Origin of the sequence: Pseudomonas sp. NPDC088368 (assembly GCF_044753445.1) — a bacterium.
In the GTDB taxonomy this organism is placed as follows: Bacteria; Pseudomonadota; Gammaproteobacteria; order Pseudomonadales; family Pseudomonadaceae; genus Aquipseudomonas; species Aquipseudomonas bambusae.
On the sequence record NZ_JBIVNG010000011.1, the window covers coordinates 34,841 to 56,370 of the forward strand.

23 protein-coding genes and 1 tRNA gene are annotated in these 21,530 nt (G+C 60.2%); 7 read left to right on the top strand and 17 right to left on the bottom strand.

Translation table 11 applies throughout. The features are described from left to right. Positions 1-132: 132 nt before the first annotated feature. From ACIQAL_RS23340 to ACIQAL_RS23360, 5 genes are all read right to left on the bottom strand, one after another. Positions 133-1,074 carry a ribose-phosphate pyrophosphokinase gene (locus ACIQAL_RS23340; RefSeq protein WP_401149854.1) on the bottom strand — a complete coding sequence of 314 codons (942 nt, stop codon included), beginning with the start codon at positions 1,072-1,074 and terminating at the stop codon, positions 133-135. Between the two features lie 47 nt (positions 1,075-1,121). Beyond that, positions 1,122-1,196, bottom strand: a tRNA-Gln gene (locus tag ACIQAL_RS23345). A gap of 35 nt (positions 1,197-1,231) precedes the next feature. Beyond that, entirely contained in the window at positions 1,232-2,083 is an 852-nt protein-coding gene (gene ispE, locus ACIQAL_RS23350; protein WP_401149856.1) for a 4-(cytidine 5'-diphospho)-2-C-methyl-D-erythritol kinase, read from the bottom strand. 2 nt (positions 2,084-2,085) lie between these two features. Continuing rightward, positions 2,086-2,703, bottom strand: a complete 618-nt coding sequence (gene lolB / locus ACIQAL_RS23355; RefSeq protein ID WP_401149857.1) for a lipoprotein insertase outer membrane protein LolB — start codon at positions 2,701-2,703, stop codon at positions 2,086-2,088. A 3-nt stretch (positions 2,704-2,706) separates the two neighbouring features. Next, complete coding sequence (locus tag ACIQAL_RS23360; protein WP_401149859.1) at positions 2,707-4,434, bottom strand: tetratricopeptide repeat protein; 1,728 nt, start codon at positions 4,432-4,434, stop codon at positions 2,707-2,709. Positions 4,435-4,691: 257 nt separating this feature from the next. Between ACIQAL_RS23360 and hemA the strand changes: the two genes are divergently transcribed. From hemA to ACIQAL_RS23390, 6 genes are all read left to right on the top strand, one after another. Then, positions 4,692-5,969, top strand: coding sequence for a glutamyl-tRNA reductase (gene hemA, locus ACIQAL_RS23365; protein WP_166597260.1), 1,278 nt, complete (start codon positions 4,692-4,694; stop codon positions 5,967-5,969). Further along, the gene (gene prfA, locus ACIQAL_RS23370) at positions 5,966-7,048 is read left to right on the top strand and encodes a peptide chain release factor 1 (RefSeq protein WP_401149861.1); all 1,083 of its coding nucleotides are present in this window, start codon (positions 5,966-5,968) and stop codon (positions 7,046-7,048) included. Before hemA ends, prfA begins: the two co-directional genes overlap by 4 nt. Beyond that, positions 7,049-7,882, top strand: coding sequence for a peptide chain release factor N(5)-glutamine methyltransferase (gene prmC / locus ACIQAL_RS23375; RefSeq protein ID WP_166597258.1), 834 nt, complete (start codon positions 7,049-7,051; stop codon positions 7,880-7,882). Continuing rightward, a complete protein-coding gene (locus ACIQAL_RS23380) occupies positions 7,876-8,631 on the top strand; it encodes a molybdopterin-synthase adenylyltransferase MoeB (protein ID WP_401149863.1) in 756 nt (251 codons plus the stop codon). The genes prmC and ACIQAL_RS23380 overlap by 7 nt, the downstream gene beginning before the upstream one ends. An 11-nt stretch (positions 8,632-8,642) precedes the next feature. Next, positions 8,643-9,443: a glutamate racemase gene (murI, locus tag ACIQAL_RS23385; RefSeq protein ID WP_401149865.1), complete on the top strand. Its 801-nt coding sequence runs from the start codon at positions 8,643-8,645 to the stop codon at positions 9,441-9,443. Between the two features lie 112 nt (positions 9,444-9,555). Beyond that, positions 9,556-10,074, top strand: a complete 519-nt coding sequence (locus ACIQAL_RS23390; RefSeq protein ID WP_166597255.1) for an acyloxyacyl hydrolase — start codon at positions 9,556-9,558, stop codon at positions 10,072-10,074. A gap of 143 nt (positions 10,075-10,217) precedes the next feature. Here ACIQAL_RS23390 and ACIQAL_RS23395 read toward each other — a convergent pair whose 3' ends face one another. The 12 genes from ACIQAL_RS23395 to ACIQAL_RS23450 form a co-directional block, all read right to left on the bottom strand. Beyond that, positions 10,218-10,535, bottom strand: a complete 318-nt coding sequence (locus ACIQAL_RS23395; RefSeq protein WP_401149866.1) for a YkgJ family cysteine cluster protein — start codon at positions 10,533-10,535, stop codon at positions 10,218-10,220. A gap of 58 nt (positions 10,536-10,593) precedes the next feature. Next, positions 10,594-11,109 carry a DUF2878 domain-containing protein gene (locus ACIQAL_RS23400; protein WP_401149867.1) on the bottom strand — a complete coding sequence of 172 codons (516 nt, stop codon included), beginning with the start codon at positions 11,107-11,109 and terminating at the stop codon, positions 10,594-10,596. Next, positions 11,102-12,364, bottom strand: coding sequence for a cyclopropane-fatty-acyl-phospholipid synthase family protein (locus ACIQAL_RS23405; RefSeq protein ID WP_341962051.1), 1,263 nt, complete (start codon positions 12,362-12,364; stop codon positions 11,102-11,104). Before ACIQAL_RS23405 ends, ACIQAL_RS23400 begins: the two co-directional genes overlap by 8 nt. Further along, positions 12,351-13,154, bottom strand: a complete 804-nt coding sequence (locus ACIQAL_RS23410; RefSeq protein WP_401150137.1) for a DUF1365 domain-containing protein — start codon at positions 13,152-13,154, stop codon at positions 12,351-12,353. The genes ACIQAL_RS23405 and ACIQAL_RS23410 overlap by 14 nt, the downstream gene beginning before the upstream one ends. Positions 13,155-13,165: 11 nt before the next feature. Beyond that, positions 13,166-14,413 carry an NAD(P)/FAD-dependent oxidoreductase gene (locus ACIQAL_RS23415; RefSeq protein ID WP_401149868.1) on the bottom strand — a complete coding sequence of 416 codons (1,248 nt, stop codon included), beginning with the start codon at positions 14,411-14,413 and terminating at the stop codon, positions 13,166-13,168. Beyond that, positions 14,410-15,198 (bottom strand): SDR family NAD(P)-dependent oxidoreductase, encoded by a 789-nt coding sequence (locus ACIQAL_RS23420; RefSeq protein ID WP_401149870.1) that lies wholly within the window; start codon positions 15,196-15,198, stop codon positions 14,410-14,412. The genes ACIQAL_RS23415 and ACIQAL_RS23420 overlap by 4 nt, the downstream gene beginning before the upstream one ends. Next, complete coding sequence (locus ACIQAL_RS23425; protein ID WP_166597249.1) at positions 15,195-15,620, bottom strand: nuclear transport factor 2 family protein; 426 nt, start codon at positions 15,618-15,620, stop codon at positions 15,195-15,197. Before ACIQAL_RS23425 ends, ACIQAL_RS23420 begins: the two co-directional genes overlap by 4 nt. Beyond that, positions 15,613-17,058 (bottom strand): deoxyribodipyrimidine photo-lyase, encoded by a 1,446-nt coding sequence (gene phrB, locus ACIQAL_RS23430; protein WP_401149872.1) that lies wholly within the window; start codon positions 17,056-17,058, stop codon positions 15,613-15,615. Before phrB ends, ACIQAL_RS23425 begins: the two co-directional genes overlap by 8 nt. 12 nt (positions 17,059-17,070) lie before the next feature. After that, positions 17,071-18,000, bottom strand: coding sequence for a MerR family transcriptional regulator (locus tag ACIQAL_RS23435; RefSeq protein ID WP_401149873.1), 930 nt, complete (start codon positions 17,998-18,000; stop codon positions 17,071-17,073). A gap of 3 nt (positions 18,001-18,003) precedes the next feature. Then, positions 18,004-18,984 (bottom strand): YbgA family protein, encoded by a 981-nt coding sequence (locus tag ACIQAL_RS23440; protein WP_401149874.1) that lies wholly within the window; start codon positions 18,982-18,984, stop codon positions 18,004-18,006. Positions 18,985-19,117: 133 nt separating this feature from the next. Next, positions 19,118-19,333 (bottom strand): TIGR02450 family Trp-rich protein, encoded by a 216-nt coding sequence (locus ACIQAL_RS23445; RefSeq protein WP_401149876.1) that lies wholly within the window; start codon positions 19,331-19,333, stop codon positions 19,118-19,120. Next, positions 19,330-20,316 (bottom strand): NAD(P)/FAD-dependent oxidoreductase, encoded by a 987-nt coding sequence (locus ACIQAL_RS23450; protein ID WP_401149877.1) that lies wholly within the window; start codon positions 20,314-20,316, stop codon positions 19,330-19,332. Before ACIQAL_RS23450 ends, ACIQAL_RS23445 begins: the two co-directional genes overlap by 4 nt. A gap of 301 nt (positions 20,317-20,617) precedes the next feature. Between ACIQAL_RS23450 and ACIQAL_RS23455 the strand changes: the two genes are divergently transcribed. Next, complete coding sequence (locus ACIQAL_RS23455; RefSeq protein WP_401149879.1) at positions 20,618-21,520, top strand: TIGR01777 family oxidoreductase; 903 nt, start codon at positions 20,618-20,620, stop codon at positions 21,518-21,520. The last annotated feature ends 10 nt before the right edge of the window (positions 21,521-21,530 follow it).

Sequence of the window (21,530 nt, forward strand, 5' to 3'; positions counted from 1 at the left end):
CTCCAAAATAGCCATCATCGAGCGGCGTTTGCGACCAGCGCCAACTCGATATGGGCAAAAAAGCCCCGCCCCAACAGTCACTGTTGGGGCGGGGCGCTTTTCGTCAACGGAGGTTTCGAGAGGGCAGGGCCCTTAACGGAACATCGCGCTGATCGATTCTTCGTTGCTGATGCGACGCATCGCTTCAGCGACTACCGGTGCGATATCCAGTTGGCGGATACGGTCACAGGCTTGTGCTGCAGCGGACAACGGGATGGTGTTCGTGACCACCAGTTCGTCCAGCACGGAATTTTCGATGTTTTCGATTGCGCGACCCGACAGCACAGGGTGTGTGCAGTAGGCAAAGACCTTGGCAGCGCCATGTTCTTTGAGGGCCTTGGCCGCGTGGCACAGGGTGCCGGCGGTATCGACCATGTCGTCGACCAGAATACAGGTACGACCTTCGACATCACCGATGATGTGCATCACTTCAGAGTGATTGGCTTTCTCGCGGCGTTTGTCGATGATCCCGAGATCGACGCCCAGAGACTTGGCTACGGCACGTGCACGCACGACGCCACCGATATCCGGGGAAACGATCATCAGGTTTTCGAAACGCTGGTCTTCGATGTCATCCACCAGAACAGGGGAGCCGTAGATGTTATCTACAGGAATATCGAAGAAGCCCTGAATCTGGTCAGCGTGCAGGTCAACGGTCAGCACACGGTCGATACCGACAACGGTGAGCATGTCCGCAACCACTTTGGCGCTGATGGCCACGCGAGCGGAACGCGGACGGCGATCCTGGCGGGCATAACCAAAGTAAGGGATAACAGCGGTGATACGAGTAGCCGAGGAACGGCGGAAGGCATCAGCCATCACGACGAGTTCCATCAGGTTATCGTTGGTCGGCGCGCAGGTCGGCTGAATAATGAAGACGTCTTTACCGCGAACGTTTTCATTGATCTCAGCGGTAATCTCGCCGTCGGAGAACTTACCGGCAGAGATGTCACCGAGAGGGATATGCAGCTGACGTACGACACGCCGAGCCAGATCGGGGTTGGCGTTCCCCGTAAAGACCATCATCTTGGACACGCGCAGTACCTGGAGGCTTAGGGTATGCCTGGATGACTATAGGAAAATGGCAGGGGCGGCTGGATTCGAACCAACGCATGGCAGGATCAAAACCTGCTGCCTTACCGCTTGGCGACGCCCCTGTATCTGTTGCACGAGTGCCTGGCACTCGGTTCTCTTAGAGCAGTGTCTGTAACTTTCGGTGCAACATCGAGATGTTGCTGCCTTTTGCCACAAACCCTGTAAGGGTCTCTGTAAGAAGGGCCGAGACTTTATCAGCTTCAGCTTTGCTTGGGAAGGCCCCAAACACACAACTTCCAGTTCCGGTTAACTTTGCTTCGGTAAATTTACCTAGCAAATTCAATGCGTTACGTACTTCTGGATAACGCCTTGCTACAACCGGTAAGCAGTCATTTCGACTGTTTCCCTTGGGAACGGGGCGCACTTTAATGGGCGGCGTGTCACGTGTCAACAGTGGATCTGAAAAAATTTCTGCTGTACTTACAGAGACTTGCGGCACAAGCACCACATACCAAGGTTCTTCGGGGTCTTCAGGGGTCAGGATTTCGCCCACGCCTTCGGCAAACGCGGCGTGTCCGCGCACGAAAACCGGGACGTCAGCCCCGAGCTTGAGCCCCAGCGCTGCCAGGCGATCCTCATCCCAACCCAGATGCCACAGGTGATTGAGCCCGAGCAATGTCGTCGCCGCATCCGAACTCCCACCACCGATACCGCCGCCCATGGGCAACACTTTCTTGATCCAGATATCAGCGCCAAGTGGCGAGCCCGATTGCTCTTTCAGTGCGCGGGCGGCTTTGACAATCAGATTGCTGTCGTGGGGGACGTCAGCTAATTCCGTTTGCAGGCGAACTTCGCCGTCCTCGCGCAGTGCGAAACTCAACTCATCGCCGTAATCCAGAAACTGAAACAGCGTTTGCAGTTCGTGATAGCCGTCCGGGCGACGGCCAAGAATGTGCAGCATCAGGTTCAGCTTGGCGGGCGCGGGGAGTGTCAATGGTTGCCGGGACATGATCATTGCCCCAGTTTGCGCGGTTGCCAGTCCTTGATGACCAGCGTGACGTCGAGGTCCTGGCCGTGCAGTTTCATCCGCTCAGGCAGCCAGTAGCCGTTCTGTTCGGTGTAGCTCAGGTATTCGATTTTCCAGCCGTCCTGATCCAGATTGGACAGGCGACTGTCGCCGTCCAGGGTCAGGCTGCTTTTACTGTCGGGTGCAGGAAGGCCGCGAACCCACCAGACCAGATGCGAGACGGGCAGCTTCCAGCCCAGTTGGTCTTTGAGCAGCGTTTCGGGGTCCGGCGCGTCGTAGCGGCCCTGATTGGCGACTTCCAGCGACACGGCACCAGGGCGACCGGTCAATCGAGCGGCACCACGACCAAGAGGGCCGGAGAGGCGAATGTCGTAGTAATCCTGACGCTGCAACCAGTAGAGGGTCCCGCTGCCAGAGTCTTTCGGAGCGCGAATCCCCACTTTGCCGTTGATTTCCCAGCCGTCGAGGCTCGCGAGCTGTTGCTTGTTGGCTTGCCATTTGTTGGCGTCGCCGGTGCCCTGCACGGCTTCACGGGAGGTGATGCCGGCGCAACCGGCGAGCAGGGCGATGAGACTGAATGCAATTACGTGGCGCAGTGACATAAATCAGAGGTTCTCGGAGCCGGTCAGGCGTTTGAGGGTGCTGCGCAGGACCGGGCTGTCAGGTTGTTGTTCGAGGGCCTTGCCCCAGACTTTACGGGCTTCGCGCTGTTGGCCTTTGGCCCAGAGCACTTCGCCCAGGTGCGCGGCGACTTCGTGATCGGGATAGCGCTCCAGCGCCTCACGCAGCAGGCGCTCGGCTTCGTCGAGGTTGCCGAGGCGGTAATTGACCCAGCCCAGACTGTCGAGGACAGCCGGATCATCCGGGTTCAATTGGTGCGCATGCTCGATCAATTCTTTCGCTTCGGCGTAGCGGGTGGTGCGGTCGGACAGCGTGTAGCCCAAGGCGTTAAGGGCCATGGCGTTGTCCGGTTCACGCTTGAGGATCGCCCGCAGATCGGTTTCCATCTGCTTCAGATCGTTACGTTTCTCAGCCAGCATGGCGCGGGTATAAAGCAGGTTCAGGTCGTCCGGATACTGTTTGAGTGCCTGAGTCAGCACCTGCCAGCCACGATCGCTCTGATTGTTATTGGTCAGGGTTTCGGCTTCGATCAGGTACAGCTGAATCACGTAGTCGGGCTGGTCCGCGCGGGCCTGGGCCAGTCGTTTCGAGGCTTCGGCGGTACTGCCGTTGCTCATCAGAATGTCGGCCTGGCGCAGTTGAGCGGGCAGATAATCGTTGCCCGGGCCCACTTGTGCGTATTCGGCAAGAGCGTTTTGGGGATCGTTGCGCTCTTCATAAATACGGCCAAGGTTCACATGCGCCGCATCGACGTGGCTGCCACGGGCGACCAGGTCTTCCAGATAGCCCTGCGCTTCATCCCACGCCTTGTTTTCCAGACACACCAGCGCCAGCGAATAACGCAACTCGTCGTCGTCCGGGTATTGCTGGACGAGGCTGGAGAACTGGACCTTGGCGTCTTCCATGCGGTTCTGTTCAACCAGCATGCGGGCGTAGGTCAGGCGCAGGCGCTTGTCGTCCGGGTATTTCTTGATGCTTTTTTCCAGCAGCGGCATCGCTTCCTTGCCACGGTTCATGCTTTGCAGCAGACGGGCGCGGAGGAGGATCGGCGCGACTTCGCCTTCGCCGGGCGGGTTGTCTTCGAGCAGTTTGAGCGATGCGGCGCTGTCACCTTCTTGTTGCAGCAGCAGGGCCTTGCCGAAAATCAGCTGACCGTTTTTCGGGTATTTGGCCAGCAGGCGATCAAAGCTGTTGAGCAGCCCCTTGCGCGTATTGGAGTCGGTTTCAGCTGCCGACAGCGCGAGGAAGTCGAAATGGGTATCGCCCTGACCTTGAAGCACCTTCTCCATATACCGCATGGAGTCGTCGTAGCGTCCGGCTCGGGCCAGTTGAATGGCGGCGGCGCGTTGTGCTTCAAGGTTGTCCGGGTCATTTCTGGCCCAGATCATCGAGGTGTCCAGTGCCGCCTGATCAGCGCCCAAGTATTCGGCAATGCGGAATGCCCGCTCCGAAATGCCGGGGTCTTGGGTCTGGATCGCCTGGGTCACGTAGTTATCCAGCGCAATGTCGAAGCGATTGCGTTGTCCGGCCAGTTCGGCGGTCAGCAGGCTGACGACCGTGTCCTGGGTAAACGATCCGTAGACCTGGGGCTTGGCCTCAGGAGCGGGCGTCGCTTCTTTCGTCGCAGCAGCAGGCTGTGGCGAAACGGAGGCCGTAGACTGGCAGCCACCAAGAACGACAAGGGCAAGGAACAACGCGGAGGATTTATTCATATAGGAGAGAGGGCGGCTTACCTGCGGTTTGAAAGCATCATGACACAAGGCAGGGAGCAAACCCACAGCCCACTTGAAAACCAGAACCCGCTATTTACAGCCCGCGCTTGGACAATTTGTCGCAGGGGCATCGCCGTAAAGCGAATCTCTATAGGGACAATAGACTGTCCCGGACGTTCTGAATGTATTGCGGTGGTTGTTCTGAATCTATTGAAGTAGGACAATTGCCGGCTTCACGTCACCATCAGCGACCTTGAATGGCCTTTCTTGCTCTGGGTATCAACCATAAGACTGCATCAGTGGATGTCCGCGAGCGCGTGGCATTTACGCCTGAGCAGCTGGTTGAAGCATTGCAGCAACTGTGTCGTCTGACCCAGAGCCGCGAAGCCGCCATCCTGTCGACTTGTAATCGCAGCGAGCTTTATATAGAGCAGGACCAGCTTACCGCTGACGTCGTGCTGCGCTGGCTGGCCGATTATCACCACCTCAATGTCGACGAACTCCGCGCCAGTGCTTACGTGCACGAGGAAGACGCCGCCGTGCGCCACATGATGCGCGTGGCTTCGGGGCTGGATTCGCTGGTGCTGGGCGAGCCGCAGATTCTCGGGCAGATGAAATCCGCCTACGCCGTGGCTCGTGAGGCCGGAACCATCGGTCCATTACTGGGGCGACTGTTTCAGGCGACCTTCAGCGCGGCCAAACAGGTGCGCACCGACACGGCCATCGGCGAAAACCCGGTGTCTGTCGCGTTTGCCGCCGTCAGCCTGGCCAAGCAGATTTTCAGTGACCTGCAACGCAGCCAGGCCTTGCTGATCGGTGCGGGGGAGACCATCACGCTGGTCGCCCGACACCTGCACGATCTGGGGGTCAAGCGTATCGTGGTCGCCAACCGGACGCTGGAGCGCGCGAGCATTCTGGCGGAAGAGTTTGGCGCTCACGCGGTCCTGTTGGCTGATATCCCTGCCGAACTGGTCAACAGCGACATCGTCATCAGTTCCACTGCCAGCCAGTTGCCGATTCTGGGCAAGGGCGCGGTGGAAAGCGCGCTGAAACTGCGCAAGCACAAGCCGATTTTCATGGTCGACATCGCCGTTCCCCGCGACATCGAGCCGGAAGTAGGCGAGCTGGACGACGTTTACCTGTATACCGTGGATGACTTGCACGAAGTTGTCGCGGAAAACCTCAAGAGTCGCCAAGGTGCAGCCCAGGCGGCAGAGGAACTGGTCAGCGTCGGCGTGGAAGATTTCATGTCGCGTCTGCGCGAACTGGCGGCGGTCGATGTGCTGAGGGCCTATCGTCAGCAAAGCGAACGCCTGCGAGACGAAGAACTGCAGAAAGCGCAACGCATGCTCGCCAACGGCAGCAATGCGGAAGAGGTACTGATGGCGCTGGCACGTGGCCTGACCAACAAACTGATGCATGCGCCAAGCGTGCAACTAAAGAAGCTGTCCGCCGAAGGCCGCGTCGATGCGCTGGCCATGGCCCAGGAACTCTTTGCCCTCAATGAGGGCTCCACGGATAAACCCCCGCAATGAAAGCTTCACTGCTCAATAAGCTGGATGTGCTCAGCGACCGATTCGAAGAATTGACCGCGCTGCTGGGCGACGCCGAAGTCATTTCCGATCAGACCAGATTCCGTGCCTATTCCCGTGAATACGCGGAAGTCGAGCCGGTGATTCAGGTCTATACGCAGCTGCGAAAAGTGCAGAGCGACCTCGAAGGCGCCCAGGCGCTGCTCAAGGACAGCGACCCGGACATGCGTGAAATGGCAGTCGAAGAAGTGCGCGAAGCCAAGGAACAACAGGTGGTGCTGGAGGGCGAACTGCAAAAAATGCTGCTGCCCAGAGACCCCAACGACGGTCGCAACGTCTTTCTGGAAATCCGCGCGGGCACTGGGGGTGACGAGGCAGCGATCTTCTCGGGCGACTTGTTCCGCATGTATTCGCGTTACGCCGAGCGCCGGGGCTGGCGGGTGGAAATCCTTTCCGAAAACGAAGGCGAGCATGGTGGCTTCAAAGAAGTCATCGCCCGGGTCGAAGGCGACAATGTCTACGGCAAACTGAAGTTCGAATCGGGTGCGCACCGCGTGCAACGAGTGCCCGAGACTGAATCTCAGGGGCGCATTCACACGTCGGCCTGCACGGTCGCGGTGTTGCCTGAGCCGGACGAGAAGCAGGCGATCGAGATCAATCCGGCGGATTTGCGCGTGGATACGTTCCGCTCATCGGGCGCCGGCGGTCAGCACGTCAACACCACCGACTCGGCGATTCGTATCACGCATTTGCCAACCGGCACCGTCGTCGAGTGCCAGGAAGAGCGTTCCCAGCACAAGAACCGCGCCCGGGCCATGTCCTGGTTAGCGGCCAAACTCAACGATCAGCAAACCGCAGCGGCCGCCAACGCCATCGCCAGCGAGCGTAAATTGCTGGTGGGTTCGGGTGACCGTTCGGAGCGGATTCGTACGTATAACTTTCCACAGGGGCGGGTGACGGATCATCGTGTGAACCTGACCTTGTATTCGCTGGATGAAGTTTTGGCCGGCGGGGTCGATGCAGTGATAGAACCGTTGCTTGCCGAGTATCAGGCAGATCAACTTGCGGCACTGGGTGAGTAAATGACCATCATCGCCAGCTTGTTAAGAAACGCTGAACTGCCGGATTCTCCGACAGCCCGTCTGGATGCCGAACTGCTGTTGGCGGCTGCCTTGGGCAAGCCGCGCAGCTTTTTGCACACCTGGCCGGAGCGTATTGTCAGCACCGAAGCCGCCCAAGCGTTCGACGGCTATCTGCAGCGTCGTCGCACGGGGGAGCCGGTGGCGTACATTTTGGGGCAACAGGGTTTCTGGAACATCGACCTTGAAGTCGCGACGCACACGCTGATTCCCCGGCCGGAAACCGAAATGCTGGTGGAAACCGCATTGGAGTTGCTGCCGGGGGCGATTCCCCATCGCTTGCTCGACCTTGGAACGGGCACGGGGGCCATCGCGCTGTCGCTGGCCAAGGACCGTCCGCAGTGGAACGTCACGGCGGTGGATCGGGTGGATGAAGCGGTGGAGCTTGCCGAGCGCAACCGACAGCGTCTGCACCTGGATAACGCCAATGTCCTGCGCAGCCACTGGTTCAGCGCCGTCGAGGGCCAGCGGTTCGACCTGATCCTCAGCAACCCTCCCTATATAGCGTCCAACGATCCTCACTTGGTAGAAGGCGACGTGCGCTTCGAGCCGAGTAGCGCGCTGGTCTCGGGCACCGATGGCCTCGACGATCTGCGTCTGATCGTGTCACAGGCGCCAGCCCATTTAGCAGCAGGTGGCTGGCTGTTGCTGGAACATGGCTACGATCAGGGCGCCGCAGTGCGCGATCTGCTCAACACCCATGGCTTCGAACAGATCCAGACCCGCCGCGATCTGGGGGATCACGAACGCATCACTTTCGGGCGCGTGCCGTGCTGAGCGACGAAGAACTGCTGCGCTACAGTCGGCAGATTCTGCTGCAACAGGTTGATATCGACGGCCAGATGCGCCTCAAGCAGAGTCGTGCGCTGATCATCGGCGTCGGCGGACTGGGTTCGCCGGTCGCGCTGTACCTGGCCGCTGCCGGGGTCGGGGAGTTGCACCTCGCGGACTTCGACACGGTCGATCTGACCAACCTGCAACGTCAGATCATTCACGACACCCAGAGCGTCGGGCAGGGCAAAGTCGATTCTGCGATGGCCCGGCTGACCGCGATCAACCCGGACGTGAAACTGGTGCCCCATCGTGTGGCGCTGGATGAAGATTCGCTGGTTGCGGCGGTCGACGCCGTAGATCTGGTGCTCGACTGTTCCGACAATTTCACCACCCGCGAGGCCGTCAACGCGGCATGCGTCGCTGCGGTTAAGCCGCTGGTGAGTGGCGCTGCGATTCGGCTGGAAGGGCAGCTCTCGGTATTCGACCCGCGTCGCGCCGACAGTCCGTGCTACCACTGTTTGTATGGGCACGGGAGTGAGAGCGAACTGACGTGCAGCGAAGCCGGTGTCATCGGTCCGCTGGTCGGGCTGGTGGGCAGCCTGCAAGCCCTTGAAGCGCTTAAACTGCTGGCCGGTTTTGGCGATCCGATGGTGGGGCGGTTGCTGTTGATCGACGCCTTGGGCACGCGATTCCGCGAACTGAAAGTCAAACGTGATCCGGGTTGCAGTGTCTGCGGTGCAGCCCATGGCTAGAACGGTCGAACATGGCTAGAGACAACGACGCGCCGGTGGGTGTGTTCGATTCCGGCGTCGGCGGACTGTCGGTGCTGGGTGAAATTCATCAACTGCTGCCTAATGAATCCCTGCTGTACGTTGCCGACTGCGGGCATATCCCCTACGGCGAAAAAACCCCAGAGTTCATTCGCCAGCGTTGCGTCGATATCGCAGGATTTTTCCGCGAACAGGGCGCCAAGGCCTTGGTGATCGCCTGTAACACGGCCACTGTGGCAGGGGTCGCCGATCTGCGTCAGCGTTACCCGGATTGGCCGCTGGTCGGCATGGAGCCTGCGGTCAAACCCGCTGCGGCAGCGACTAAAAGCGGCGTAGTGGGCGTCCTGGCAACCACCGGGACACTGCAAAGCGCCAAGTTCGCAGCGCTGCTGGATCGGTTCGCGGCTGACGTTCACGTGATTACCCAACCGTGTCCGGGTCTTGTCGAGCTGATCGAAACCGGCGACCTGGTCAGCCCGGCCATTCGCCTGTTATTGCAGGGTTATGTGGACCCACTACTGGCAGCGGGTTGCGACACCATCATCCTTGGTTGCACCCACTATCCATTCCTCAAACCGCTGCTGCGCGAGATGATTCCGGCGTCGATCACCCTGATCGATACGGGCGCTGCAGTTGCCCGTCAACTCCAGCGGCTACTCAGTCAGCGGGACCTTCTCGCCAGCGGAAGGCCTCTGCCAACGCAGTTCTGGACGAGCGGCAGTCCGGAAAATTTCAGAAACATCCTACCGTTACTATGGAAAAAATCTGACAGTGTGCGAAGCTTCGTCTCGTGAAAAAAACGTGAATAGCACTGTTCCGCGCTGAACTTATGTTCACCGGCAGATTTCTACACCCGGTCTGTTGATATAAAAATTTCTAACTGCACTCGGAAATGGGAAGTTTCAGATGAAGCGACTGTTTTGTTTGGCTGCGATTGCGGCTGCGTTGTCGGGGCAAAGTGCGATTGCACAGGCTGATGGGGTTGAGTTCTCAGTGGGGCACACTGGCGAGTCGACCATGACCTACCGTCTGGGCGCGCAGTTTGATTGGGATAAAAGCTGGTGGCAGACCAGCGTCGGTCGTCTGACCGGTTACTGGAGTGGCGCCTATACCTATTGGGAAGGCGACAAGAGCGCAAGCAACAACAGCCTGTCGTTCTCTCCGGTGTTCGTTTATGAGTTCGCTGGCGACAGCGTCAAACCCTATATCGAAGCCGGTATCGGTGGTGCTGTATTCCAGCGCACCGAAGTCGAAGGGAACAAAATGGGCAGCGCCTTTCAGTTCGAAGACCGTATCGGTTTCGGCCTGCGTTTCGCCGGTGGACATGAAGTGGGCCTGCGCGCCACTCACTATTCCAACGGCGGCATGACCAGCGACAACGATGGTATCGAAAGCTACGCCATCCATTACACGATGCCGTTCTAACGCAGTACCCGTTGCTACACACCCTGTGGGAGCGAATTCATTCGCAATGGGTCGATACAGCCGACATTCAGCTGTCGACCTTTCGATCCTTCGCGAATGAATTCGCTCCCACAGGTTACGCAACTGTCGTATCAACGCGCGGGTCACAGATACGCCGTCGCAATCCCTTCTCGCTCGGTGATGCATTCCGGCGAACCCATCTCGAATTCCCTGCAGATCAGTGGCCGTCTGTCATAGATCGTGCACCGCATCGTGTCGCGATCCAGTGCCGCGCACCAGCCATCATCCAGGCGCAGCATCACCTCACCGCCCCAGTCGTCAGTGTCGATGAAGCGTTCGGGCACGCCCGTGTCGGTGATCAGCATCACTTCCAGCTGACAGCAGCAGGCGGCGCAGGTTGAGCACGTTACCGCAGGCTCGGCAGGCGTGACGGGGAGTTGAAGCAGGGGGATGGCAGTCATGGGCCGCAGTGTAAAGCAGCGGCTGGTGCATCGGGTGCTGGTCTGACGGACGCGGCTTTCAAGCGGACGCTTCGTGGCGGTGCGCTTGACGGAACCACGCCGCCAGCCAATGCAGGAGCGGGAAGACGACCGCCCAGATCGCGCCGATGATCAATGCGCTTGGCCACACGCCCAATGGCAAATGAACATAGGTCAGGTGAGAGCCCGCGATGTAGGACGCCGGGCCGCCGACCGCTCCCAGCGCGCTGCCGAGCCACCAGGGCCGGGCGGTCCACCCCAGGCAGTGCCCCAAAGTTGTCGCGAGCAAGGGCCAGAGCAAGGCCAGCCACAATGGAATGACTCGACCGGCTTCGCCAAAATCGAACACCCCGACTTTGATCAGCGCACTGTCGATCACGCAGCCCAGCGCGAACACCGTCATCAGCAATTTGCCCTCGGCCTGCCAAGAGCCGATCAGCCACAAATGGATCAGCAAAATCGCAAGCACGAGCAACAGCCACCCGCTGTTTCCACCCAACACACAGGTGAACCAGCCGATTTGAAACAGCGCCGCGTTGGCCAGCTTTTTAAGCATCGAACCGTCCCAACAGCGGCGCCGTCATCGCACGGGGTTTGGCCAGCAGCAATTGCGCGGTGCCAATGGTGCGCTCCAGAAAACCGCCCTCGCAGTAGCACAGGTAAAACTCCCACAAACGCAGGAAGTAATCGTCGTAGCCAAGCTCGGTCAGGTAGCCGGCCGCGTGGCGGAAGTTGTCGTGCCACATGCGCAGCGTGCGCGCGTAATGCAGCCCGAAATCTTCCATGTGCAGCAGGTTCATGTCGGTGTCTTTGCTGACGATGTCCAACATCCGGGTAACTGAGGGCAGCGCGCCGCCGGGGAAAATGTAACGCTGAATGAAATCCACACTGCGCATGGCCTGCACATAACGCTGTTCGCGGATGGTGATCGCCTGCAGCAGCATCAGGCCGTCGTCCTTGAGCAACCGCGTGCATTGCTTGAAATACGTCGGCAGAAAGCGATGGCCCACCGCCTCGATCATCTCGATGGACACCAGTTTGTCGAACTGGCCCGTCAGGTCGCGGTAGTCACTGAGCATCAACGTGATCTGCTCGCCTAGGCCCAGTTCGGCGATGCGTTTTTCGGTGTACGCGAACTGCTCTTTCGAAAGGGTCGTGGTGGTGACCTTGCAGCCGTACTGCTGCGCAGCGTAAATCGCCATGCTGCCCCAGCCGGTGCCAATTTCCAGCAGATGATCGGAAGGCTTGAGCGCGAGTTTCTGACAGATGCGCTCCAGCTTGTTCAACTGCGCCTGTTCCAGCGTGTCGTCGGGGCTGAGGAATTGCGCCGCCGAGTACATCATCGTCGGGTCGAGAAACTGCTCGAACAGGTCGTTGCCCAGGTCGTAATGGGCGGCGATGTTTTTCTGCGACCCCTTGCGGGTGTTGCGGTTGAGCCAGTGCAGGCCTTGCACGAATGGCCGACTCAGTCGCGCCAGCCCGCCTTCCATTGCATCGAGGACGTCCAGATTGCTGACGAACACGCGGACCACGGCGGTCAGGTCCGGGGTGGTCCAGTAACCATGAATGAACGCCTCGCCCGCGCCAATCGAGCCATTGCTGGCGACCAGCCCCCACGCAGCCGCGTCCTGCACGTGAATTTCACCTTGCAGCGCCGCGCCTGCCGCACCGAACACGTGGCGGTTGTCGTTTTCGTAGACCACCAACTGGCCGTAGCGCAGGTGCTCAAGCTGCCGCAGTACGCCGCGTCGCAGCAGGTTGGAGGTCAGGCTGTTGGCGCCGAACCCGGCAGATACGCTACTGCTTTTCATGACGTCGTTCCTTCTGTTGAGCGGCGGCAATGCGGTACGAGCCTTCGGCGGCCTGATGGGAAAAAATCGGTATGCGTTTGATGAAAAGCCGCAGCGCCTGCCAATAAATGGCGAGGCATGTCTTGGCAGTCATCCACGGGAAACTCAGCAGATGTCGGTGCAAGGTCGAGCGGCTCAACGGCTGGCGCTGCAAATTCAGGGTGGCGTCGAACATCTTTTCGTCGCCCTGCCAGTCGGCCATGTGCACGCCGAGGCGCTCGTCGGGCTGGCTGAAGCTCATGCGGTATTCCAGATCCCGGGGCAAGAACGGCGATACGTGAAACGCTTTGGCCACGGCGAAATGCTGATGGCCCTCGGCGGCACTGGCGGGCAGCACGTAGTGATAACGCTCGCGCCACGGCGTGTTGGTGACTTCGCAGACAATCGCGGCCAGCGTGCCGTCCAGTTCGAAGCAGTAGAAAAAGCTCACCGGGTTGAACGACAGGCCCCAACTGCGCGCCTGGGTCAGCAGGCAGATACGGCCCAGTGGCGCGCGGCCCAGGGATTGGCGAATGATCTCGCGCACGGCGCCGGTCAGTGAAATGCCCCGGCGGGTGTATTCGCGCAGGTAATCATTGGGCCGAAACGAAAACGGCGCCAGACGCCCAACCCCGGCGAGCGGAGACAGGCGCATCACGGCGTCCTGTTCATCGAGGTCTAGGTACAGCATGCCGATGCGGTAGGTGAACGCATGGGCCTTCGGCGCAAAACGCCGATGGGTGATCAGGCCGCTGTAAAGGGCGCTGTTCATCGGCAGGCTGCTCACAGCGACTCCCCGAAGGCGGACGCCACGCGCAGCGCGCTGACGACACCGTCTTCATGAAAGCCACTCGCCCAGTAGGCGCCGCAGTAATAAGTGTGTTGGGCGCCGAACAGTTCTTGCCACCGGGCTTGGGCGGCGATCCCTTTGAGGCTGTATTGCGGGTGGGCGTAGCGATAGCGGGCGAGGATTTTGCTCGGGTCAATGGCCGGGGTCTGGTTGAGGCTGACGCAAAACGTGGTGTCGCTGTCGATGCCTTGCAGAATGTTCATCGCGTAGGTGACGGCGGCTGATTGATCGCCCGCGCCGCCTAGCCGGTAATTCCAGCTGGCCCAGGCGAGCGGGCGTTTGGGCAGCAGGCGGGTGTCGGTGTGCAGCACCACGTCGTTGTCGGCGTAGGGCAGGGCGCCGAGAATGTCGCGCTCGTTGGTGCTGGGTTCGGCCAGCATCGCCAGGGCCTGATCGCTATGACAGGCGAAAATCACCTTGTCAAAACGCTCGCTGCCGCTGGCGCTGTGAACCGTCACGCCGTCGCTGTCGCGCTCGACGCGGCTGACCGGGCATTGCAGGCGGATGCGTTCCCGGAACGAGGCCGTCAATGGCTCGATGTAGCGGCTTGACCCCCCTTCGATCACGCACCATTGCGGCCGGTTGCTGACGGACAGCAAACCGTGATTCTTGAAGAATCGCACGAAGAATTGCAGTGGAAAGCCCAGCATGTCTTTCAACGACATCGACCAGATCGCCGCGCCCATGGGCACGATGTAATGGTCGGTGAAGCGTTGGCCATAGCCTTCGGATTTCAAGTAGGCGCCGAGGGTGGTGTCGGCGGCGATGCGCTGGCTTTGCAGGTCGGCGAACGCCTGTTTATTGAAGCGCAGAATGTCCCGGAGCATGCCCCAGAAGGTCGGCGACAGCAGGTTACTGCGCTGGGCGAACAGGCTGTTGAGGTTGTTGCCGTTGTACTCGGTCTGGCTGTGCGGATCGCACACCGAAAAACTCATCTCGGTGGGTTTGAACGCCACGCCCAGCTTGCCGAGCAGCTTGATGAAGTTGGGGTAGGTCCAGTCGTTGAAGACGATGAACCCTGTGTCGATCGCGTGGGTCTTGCCGTTCACCGTCACGTTCACCGTGTGCGTGTGCCCGCCGATCCAGCTGTCAGCCTCGAACACGGTAATGTCATGCACGCGGTTGAGCAGCCAGGCGCTGGTGAGGCCGGAAATTCCGCTGCCGATGATCGCGATCTTCATTGCGCGCCCTCGCGTTGGCCGGGAGCCGAACCAGAAGCGCGCACCATGCGTTTGCTCAGCGCCAGCTGCAGACGACCGGGCAGAATCGCCATGGTCTTGAGCGTGAGGATCAGCAGGAACGGGAAGGAAATCTCCAGAGGGCGCCGGGTTTTCTCCAGACGCTGCGCAATGAAGTGAGCGGCTTTTGGAGCAGACCAGCGCAACGGCATCGCGAAATCGTTCTTCGCAGTGAGCGGCGTATCGACGAAACCGGGGTTGATCAACGTGACGTCGATGTTTTCGTGGGCCAGGTCGATGCGCAGCGATTGAAACAGGTAGCGCAACCCGGCTTTCGACGCGCCATAGGCTTCCGAGCGGGTCAGCGGCAGAAACGCCACCGAGCTGGCCACGCCGACGAGGTGCGGGCGTTTCCCGAGGCGCAATAGAATCAGCGCTTCCTGAACGCAGTACGAGGTGGCGATGAGGTTGGTTTTCACCACCCGCTCGACCAGCCGCGCATCGAAGTGGTGGGTGTCGACGTATTCACAGGTCCCTGCGTTGAGGATCGCGGTGTCCAGCGCGCCCCAGACCTGGGCGATGCGTTCGCCAATCGCCGTCACCTGTTGCAAGTCGGTGACGTCGCCGGGTGCGAGCAATACCTGATCGGGGAATCGCTGCTCCAGTGCCTCCAGCGGCGCGACGCTGCGGGCCGTCAGCGCGACCTCGTGGCCGGCGTTCAGCAGCTCTTCGGCCAATGCCAGGCCGATTCCGCTGCTGGCGCCGGTCAACCAGATACGGCGCTTCATGCGAGCCTCCTTTTGAGCCAGCCGATCATGCGGCCCATCACCGGCAGATGCTCATAGAGCAGGGCGCCTGCGTCGAAATAGTCGCGGTGTTGAAACACTTTGTTCTCCGCCCACAGCAGGTGCGAGCAGCCTTGCACGGCAATCGGCTCGCCCTGGTTGAGGCGCGGGTGGCGGTAGGTCATGGTCCAGCGCAAATAGCCCTTGCCCTCGCGCACTTGGTCGAAGGCGTGAAACTCGAATGACAAATCCCGAACGTTGGCGTACAGCTCGGCGAAATACCTGTGCAGCTCGGGCAGGCCGTGGACCTCGTGCAGCGGGTCGGCGAAGTCAATGTCCGCGCTGTACAGCTCATCCAGCAGATGCAGGTTGTCTTTGTCGAGTTCGGCGAAGCGCCGGGCGTAATCGCGCAGGAATTCACTCATGATCTTGAGTCTCTGCTTGTCGATGGGGCAGGGATTTGAACGCCGTGAGCGCGCGCTCGCGGCTGGCCTTCAGGTTGACGATGGGCGAGGGATAACCTTCGACGCCGAACAGCCCTCCGAGTGACGACGGGTCGTGAATGTCGCGCTTGTTCAGGTCTTTCAGCTCCGGCACCCAATACTTGATGAACAGGCCTTCCGGGTCGAATCGCTCGGACTGATTCAGCGGGTTGAAGATGCGGAAATACGGCGAGGAATCAGTGCCGGTGGACGAACTCCATTGCCAGCCGCCGTTGTTCGCTGCCAAGTCGCCGTCGATCAAATGCTGCATGAAGAACCGCTCGCCTTCGCGCCAGTCGAGCAGCAGGTTCTTGGTCAGAAACATCGCCACGATCATGCGCAGGCGGTTGTGCATCCAGCCGGTGTGCACCAATTGCCGCATCGCTGCATCGACGATGGGAATCCCGGTGCGGCCTTGTTGCCAGGCTTCCAGCTCCTTGGGCGCGTGACGCCATTTCAAGGCTTCGGTTTCAGGCCGGAACGCGCGATGGCGGGAGACACGCGGGAAGCCGACCAGCACGTGCTTGTAGAACTCGCGCCACAGCAGCTCGTTGATCCAGGTCACCGAGCCGACGTTGCCGGTCTCGAACTCGCCGTTGTTGCTGCGCAAGGCCGCATGCAGGCACTGACGGGGCGACACTACGCCCGCCGCCAGGTACGCAGAGAGCTGGCTGGTGCCAGGCTTGGCGGGGAAGTCGCGCTCGTCGTTGTAGTAATGCACCTGGTCGTCGGTGAAGTGTTCGAGACGTTTGCGCGCTTCGTCTTCACCCGCGGGCCAGAGTTTGCGCACCGCGTCAGAGGGTGCCGCGAAGCCTTTGACGTGATCAGGCACGGCGTCGCTTTTCACATGCACATTCGACTGTTTACTTGGCAAGCGAATCACCGACGGCATCGAATGATGCAGACGCTGGTAACAGACTTTGCGGAACTGGGTGTAGACCTTGAAGTAGCCGCCGGTCTTGGTCAGCACGCTTCCCGGCGGGAAGAACAGTTGGTCGAGGTGACGGGTGAAGCCGATGCCGTGTTTATCAAGCGCCGCTTCGACGGCCTTGTCCCGGTTATCTTCGTTGACGCCGTATTCTTCGTTGATGTGCACATGCTCGACGTCGTGGGCCGTGCACAGGTCCAGCAGCGCTTTCGGCGCCTTGTCCCACGTGTTGGCGTGCACGATCAGCAGCGGCACATTGAGGGCGTTCAGTTCGTGCTTCAACGCCTCAAGATTGCGCAGCCAGAAATCGACTTTGTTCGGCGAATCGTCATGGCTCTGCCACTGCGCGGGACTGATCATGTACACAGCCAGCGTCGGCCCCTGCTTCATCGCAGCGCTCAAGGCGGTGTTGTCGTGTACGCGCAGGTCGGTGCGCAGCCAGATCAATTGCATGCTCTTGAATCCTTAAATGAGGTCCAGACGTTGAAGTGCGGTCTGGGCGGTCAAGGGGTCTTCGGCCAGAGTGAGTCCGGCGACCTCACTGACAGATACGGATAACTCGGCCGAATGGATGCGCACGGTCGGACCAATAATCAATTTCGGGCAGTCAATGGCATTCAGCAGGCGGGGCAGCTGGCTCAGGTTCAGCGGCTTGCTGGAGTAGAACAGCACCGCGCGCGGCTTGAGGTGTTCGCACGCCAGGCCCAATTCCCCCGCCGGCACCGGCCAATCGAAGACCTCCACCGGGCAGTCGGCGCTGCTCACCAGCCAGGCCGTCAGCCACAGGTGCGGTTCGAGTGGCACATCGGACTGATTGATCAGCAAGACGGGTGCGCCGCTGACTTGACGATTGTTGTGGTAAAGCCGTGCCCCGAATTTGCTCCGTAGCCAGGAAAAGAAAAACACTCGTTCCAACTGCGCGCCGAACTGGCCTTGCCAGCGTTGTTCCAGCGTCGCCAGCAACGGCAGCAACAGTTGCTCGCAGAGGGTGCGCGGCGGGTAGAGCGACATGGCCTGATTGAGCGTGTCGTCCAGTCGCCGTTCCGACAGGGTCGTGATCGCTTGCAAGAGCGTCTGCCGGAGCTGATCCCAATCACTTTCAATGCTCGGCGGCGGTGCCTGCTGATCGTCGATCAACTGCTTGACCTGACTGACCGACACGCCGCGATTGAGCCAGGTGAGGATGGTCAGCACCCGGTCCACATGGGCCGTGCTGTAGAGACGGTGGCCCTTGGGCGTTCGATGGGGAACGATCAGGCCATAGCGGCGCTCCCAGGCGCGCAGGGTCACGGCGTTCACCCCGGTCAGCCGGGCCACTTCGCGGATCGGCAGCCAGCCTTCTTCCAAAGCATGGGCATAGTCCTGCGTGTCATTCAGCGGTTCTGTTTCTTTCATGGTTTAAATCGCGTTGCGCAGGCTGAGGTTTTCCGGATGCGGTTGCAGGTACACCTGCAGCGCGATGTACGGGTCCGGGTGTTGGCGAAAGTGGTGTTTGAGGAGCGTCAGCGGCACTACCAGCGGCACGATGCCTTGGTGGTACTGGTTGATGACGGCCTGGATTTCCTGCTTGTCGGCGGCACTGATGGTTTCGCGCAGATACCCGCAAATGTGCTGGAGCACGTTGGTATGGGTACGGCGCGTGGCTGGTTTTTTCAGGGCCGCCATCAGTTCGCTGAAGTAGCGCGGCGCGATGTCGTTGGGATCGCAGCGGCCCATGTTGCCCAGCAGGTTGCCCAGCGCCTTGTACTGAATCGGGTCATTGGCCATCAGTTGGTATTTGTAGCGGGAATGAAATTCGGTGAGGGCGCGACGGGTGACGCCTTCTTTCAGCAACTGTTGCCAGGCGGCGTAGGCGTAGACGCGGGTGATGAAATTCTCGCGCAGCACCGGGTCGTTCAGGCGACCGTCTTCTTCCACGGGCAGATTGGGGTGTCGGGCGCAGAACGCCTGTGCGTAAATGCCGCGACCGCCCGCATCGAACGGCGCACCGTTGTCGCGATAAACCTTGACCCGCTCCAGCCCGCAGGAGGGCGATTTCTGCATGAAGATGTAGCCGCAGATGTCGCTCATTTCCTCAGCCATGTGTGCGCCGTAATCGGCCAGCGGCTGGGTCACGTTCATGTCTTCATGAACACTGCCCACGGCTTGCGGATGCTCCGGGTCGCCCACCAGCCGGATCGCTTCACGTGGGATGCCCATGCCGATGGCGACTTCAGGGCACGCGGGAACGAAATCGAAATACTCGTGCAGAGCCCGGGTCAGCAGGTGTGATTCTTTATGGCCGCCGTTGTACCGAACTTCTACGCCCATCAGGCAGGCGCTGACGCCCAATTTGGGTTTGGATTTCTGTTCCGGCGATTGATCGGCGGGTACGGACATGGACAAACCTCGATAAACTTTCTTGTACAGACTGACAGCGCTGTACAACTTCTGTTCATCATAGGTTTGAGGTTGTACAAGTCAAATGATTTGTACAAGGTCTGTCATTCGGCCAGTCAGACGGCGGGATGAATCACTTCCACCCCATCAACCAGCGTTCATCGTCCTGCAACGCTTGCCAGGCGAAACGTTCGCTGCGTTGGGTCAGCACCGCCTGCAACTCGATTTCCAGCACCGTGCCTTCTCCGTCGCGAAAGAGTTCGGTTACCAGAAAGTGTTTTTCGCGATGGCGGGGATGGGCTGCTGTCCATTTCGACAGCAGCAGTTTGCGCGGGTTGAGGCGATTCACTTGAGGTGTTCGAGCAAACGGCGCGCAGCTTCTTGACCGCTGAGCCAGGCCCCTTCGACTCGCCCGGACAGGCACCAGTCGCCACACACATAAAGGCCCAGATCCGGATCGGACAGTGCGCCGACTTCGCGTCCACCCGCCGGTCTGGCGTATAGCCAACGGTGGGCGAGGGTGAACGCCGGGGCGGGCATCGCGCAGTTGATCAGCTCGGCGAACGCGCCGTGCAGATGATCGATGACCTGCTCGCGAGGCATGTCCAGATGTTGACGACTCCAAGCGCTGGTCGCATGCAAGACCCAAGTGTCCATCGTGCTGTCGCGCCCCGGTTTGCTGCGGTTGCGGGCGAGCCAGTCGATGGGGCTGTCCTGCACGAAGCAGCCCTCCAATGGGGTGTCCAGCGGTGTGTCGAACGCCAGTGCCACGGCCCAGGTCGGCTCCATTTTCACCCCGGCCACGACGCTCGCCAGCTTCGGTGCCGCAGCCAGCAGCGTTGTCGCTTGAGGGGCGGGAATGGCGATGACCACCTGACTGAACGGCCCATGATTGCGGCCATCAGCGTCGATCAAGTGCCAGTGCTCTTCGCCCCGGAAGACCTCGGTGATACGGCAGGAGAACGTGACCGGCATGTCACTGAGCATCGCCCGGGTGATCGCGCTCATGCGCGGTGTGCCAACCCAACGCACTTGCTCGTCCGGGGACAGGCTCAGCGCGCCATTCTGGAAGTTGTAGAGCTTGGGTTTCCATTCAGCGACGTGACCTTCGGCCTGCCACTGTTGAACCACAGCGGCGAAGCGACGATCACGGGCCGTGAAATATTGCGCGCCCATGTCCAGGGCACCCGCATCGCTGCGCTTGCTGGACATGCGTCCGCCGCTGCCACGGCTTTTGTCGAAAAGGTGGATGCCATGCCCGGCAGCTTGCAATGCGCGGGCGGCAGAGAGTCCGGCGATACCGGTACCGATGATTGCGATGGGTACAGTCATAGGGGCCTCGTTACCTTGTCTGCACAGACTACGCCGACGTCAAAACCTGTACAATGCTGTTTTTCGGTATAACTTATCGTCCCTCGACGTTCAGGACGTTGATCGTCTCGCGATCCATCTTGAGTGTGATGTTCTTCAGTGTGACGCCTGCTTGGAATCGTTCAACTGCGCGAACGGATTAATCGAACGTACGGTTCAGAAGCCGTTCTCTATAGCGTGGCCTACTCTCCCTTCACAAGCGCGTTGTTTGTGAAGAAATAGACTACCGATTTGCGACGAACGCCACGCGAGGGAGACACTCATGCACATCTTGCTGACCGGCGGTACAGGCTTGATAGGCCGTCGCCTATGCCGACACTGGCTCGATCAAGGCCATCGACTGACAGTCTGGAGCCGCAAGCCCGACGATGTGCCGCGTCTTTGCGGTGCCGGCGTGCGCGGCATCGCTCATCCCGATGACCTTAGCAGCGAACCGGTCGATGCCGTCATCAACCTGGCCGGCGCCCCGATTGCCGACCGTCCCTGGACCCGCAAGCGCAAAATGCTGCTGTGGGACAGCCGCATCACCCTCACCGAACAACTCATCACCTGGCTTGAACGTCGTGAGCAAAAGCCCGGCGTATTGATCTCGGGATCAGCCGTGGGCTGGTACGGCGACGGTGGTGAGCGGGAGTTGGACGAAACTTCGCAACCCGTCAGCGAAGATTTCGCCAGCCGCCTGTGCATCGCCTGGGAAGAAACGGCCCAGCGCGCCGAGGCCTTTGGCATTCGCGTGGTGTTGCTGCGAACCGGTCTGGTGCTGGCCCGCGACGGCGGCATGATGCAGCGCCTGTTGCCGCCGTTCAAAATGGGCATGGGCGGACCGATCGGCAACGGACGCCAATGGATGCCGTGGGTCCATATCGACGACCAAATCGCCGCGATTGATTTTCTGTTGAACCGAGAGGACGCACAGGGCCCCTATAATGCCTGCGCGCCATCACCGGTTCGTAACCGTGATTTCGCCAAGACACTCGCCGGGATTCTGCACCGTCCTGCGTTCATGCCCATGCCGGCCATTGCGCTGCGGGTCCTGATGGGCGAACTGTCGATTCTGTTGTTGGGCGGCCAGCGCGCTCGCCCGAACCGGTTGCTGGAAGCCGGATTCACGTTCCGATTCACCGATCTGCACGCGGCCCTGGAAGACCTGTTGGGCCGCCACTGACATCAAGGTG

Bases quoted from the DNA above. Each gene is read 5' to 3' on its own strand.
- ACIQAL_RS23360 (WP_401149859.1), bottom strand. From the start codon at position 4,434: ATGAATAAATCCTCCGCGTTGTTCCTTGCCCTTGTCGTTCTTGGTGGC.
- ACIQAL_RS23390 (WP_166597255.1), top strand. From the start codon at position 9,556: ATGAAGCGACTGTTTTGTTTGGCTGCGATTGCGGCTGCGTTGTCGGGG.
- ACIQAL_RS23425 (WP_166597249.1), bottom strand. From the start codon at position 15,620: ATGAGTGAATTCCTGCGCGATTACGCCCGGCGCTTCGCCGAACTCGAC.
- ACIQAL_RS23410 (WP_401150137.1), bottom strand. From the start codon at position 13,154: ATGAACAGCGCCCTTTACAGCGGCCTGATCACCCATCGGCGTTTTGCG.
- ACIQAL_RS23400 (WP_401149867.1), bottom strand. From the start codon at position 11,109: ATGCTTAAAAAGCTGGCCAACGCGGCGCTGTTTCAAATCGGCTGGTTC.
- ACIQAL_RS23440 (WP_401149874.1), bottom strand. From the start codon at position 18,984: ATGTCCGTACCCGCCGATCAATCGCCGGAACAGAAATCCAAACCCAAA.
- phrB (WP_401149872.1), bottom strand. From the start codon at position 17,058: ATGCAATTGATCTGGCTGCGCACCGACCTGCGCGTACACGACAACACC.
- prmC (WP_166597258.1), top strand. From the start codon at position 7,049: ATGACCATCATCGCCAGCTTGTTAAGAAACGCTGAACTGCCGGATTCT.
- ACIQAL_RS23455 (WP_401149879.1), top strand. From the start codon at position 20,618: ATGCACATCTTGCTGACCGGCGGTACAGGCTTGATAGGCCGTCGCCTA.
- ACIQAL_RS23435 (WP_401149873.1), bottom strand. From the start codon at position 18,000: ATGAAAGAAACAGAACCGCTGAATGACACGCAGGACTATGCCCATGCT.
- ispE (WP_401149856.1), bottom strand. From the start codon at position 2,083: ATGTCCCGGCAACCATTGACACTCCCCGCGCCCGCCAAGCTGAACCTG.
- ACIQAL_RS23450 (WP_401149877.1), bottom strand. From the start codon at position 20,316: ATGACTGTACCCATCGCAATCATCGGTACCGGTATCGCCGGACTCTCT.
- murI (WP_401149865.1), top strand. From the start codon at position 8,643: ATGGCTAGAGACAACGACGCGCCGGTGGGTGTGTTCGATTCCGGCGTC.
- prfA (WP_401149861.1), top strand. From the start codon at position 5,966: ATGAAAGCTTCACTGCTCAATAAGCTGGATGTGCTCAGCGACCGATTC.
- ACIQAL_RS23405 (WP_341962051.1), bottom strand. From the start codon at position 12,364: ATGAAAAGCAGTAGCGTATCTGCCGGGTTCGGCGCCAACAGCCTGACC.
- ACIQAL_RS23415 (WP_401149868.1), bottom strand. From the start codon at position 14,413: ATGAAGATCGCGATCATCGGCAGCGGAATTTCCGGCCTCACCAGCGCC.
- ACIQAL_RS23395 (WP_401149866.1), bottom strand. From the start codon at position 10,535: ATGACTGCCATCCCCCTGCTTCAACTCCCCGTCACGCCTGCCGAGCCT.
- ACIQAL_RS23420 (WP_401149870.1), bottom strand. From the start codon at position 15,198: ATGAAGCGCCGTATCTGGTTGACCGGCGCCAGCAGCGGAATCGGCCTG.
- lolB (WP_401149857.1), bottom strand. From the start codon at position 2,703: ATGTCACTGCGCCACGTAATTGCATTCAGTCTCATCGCCCTGCTCGCC.
- hemA (WP_166597260.1), top strand. From the start codon at position 4,692: ATGGCCTTTCTTGCTCTGGGTATCAACCATAAGACTGCATCAGTGGAT.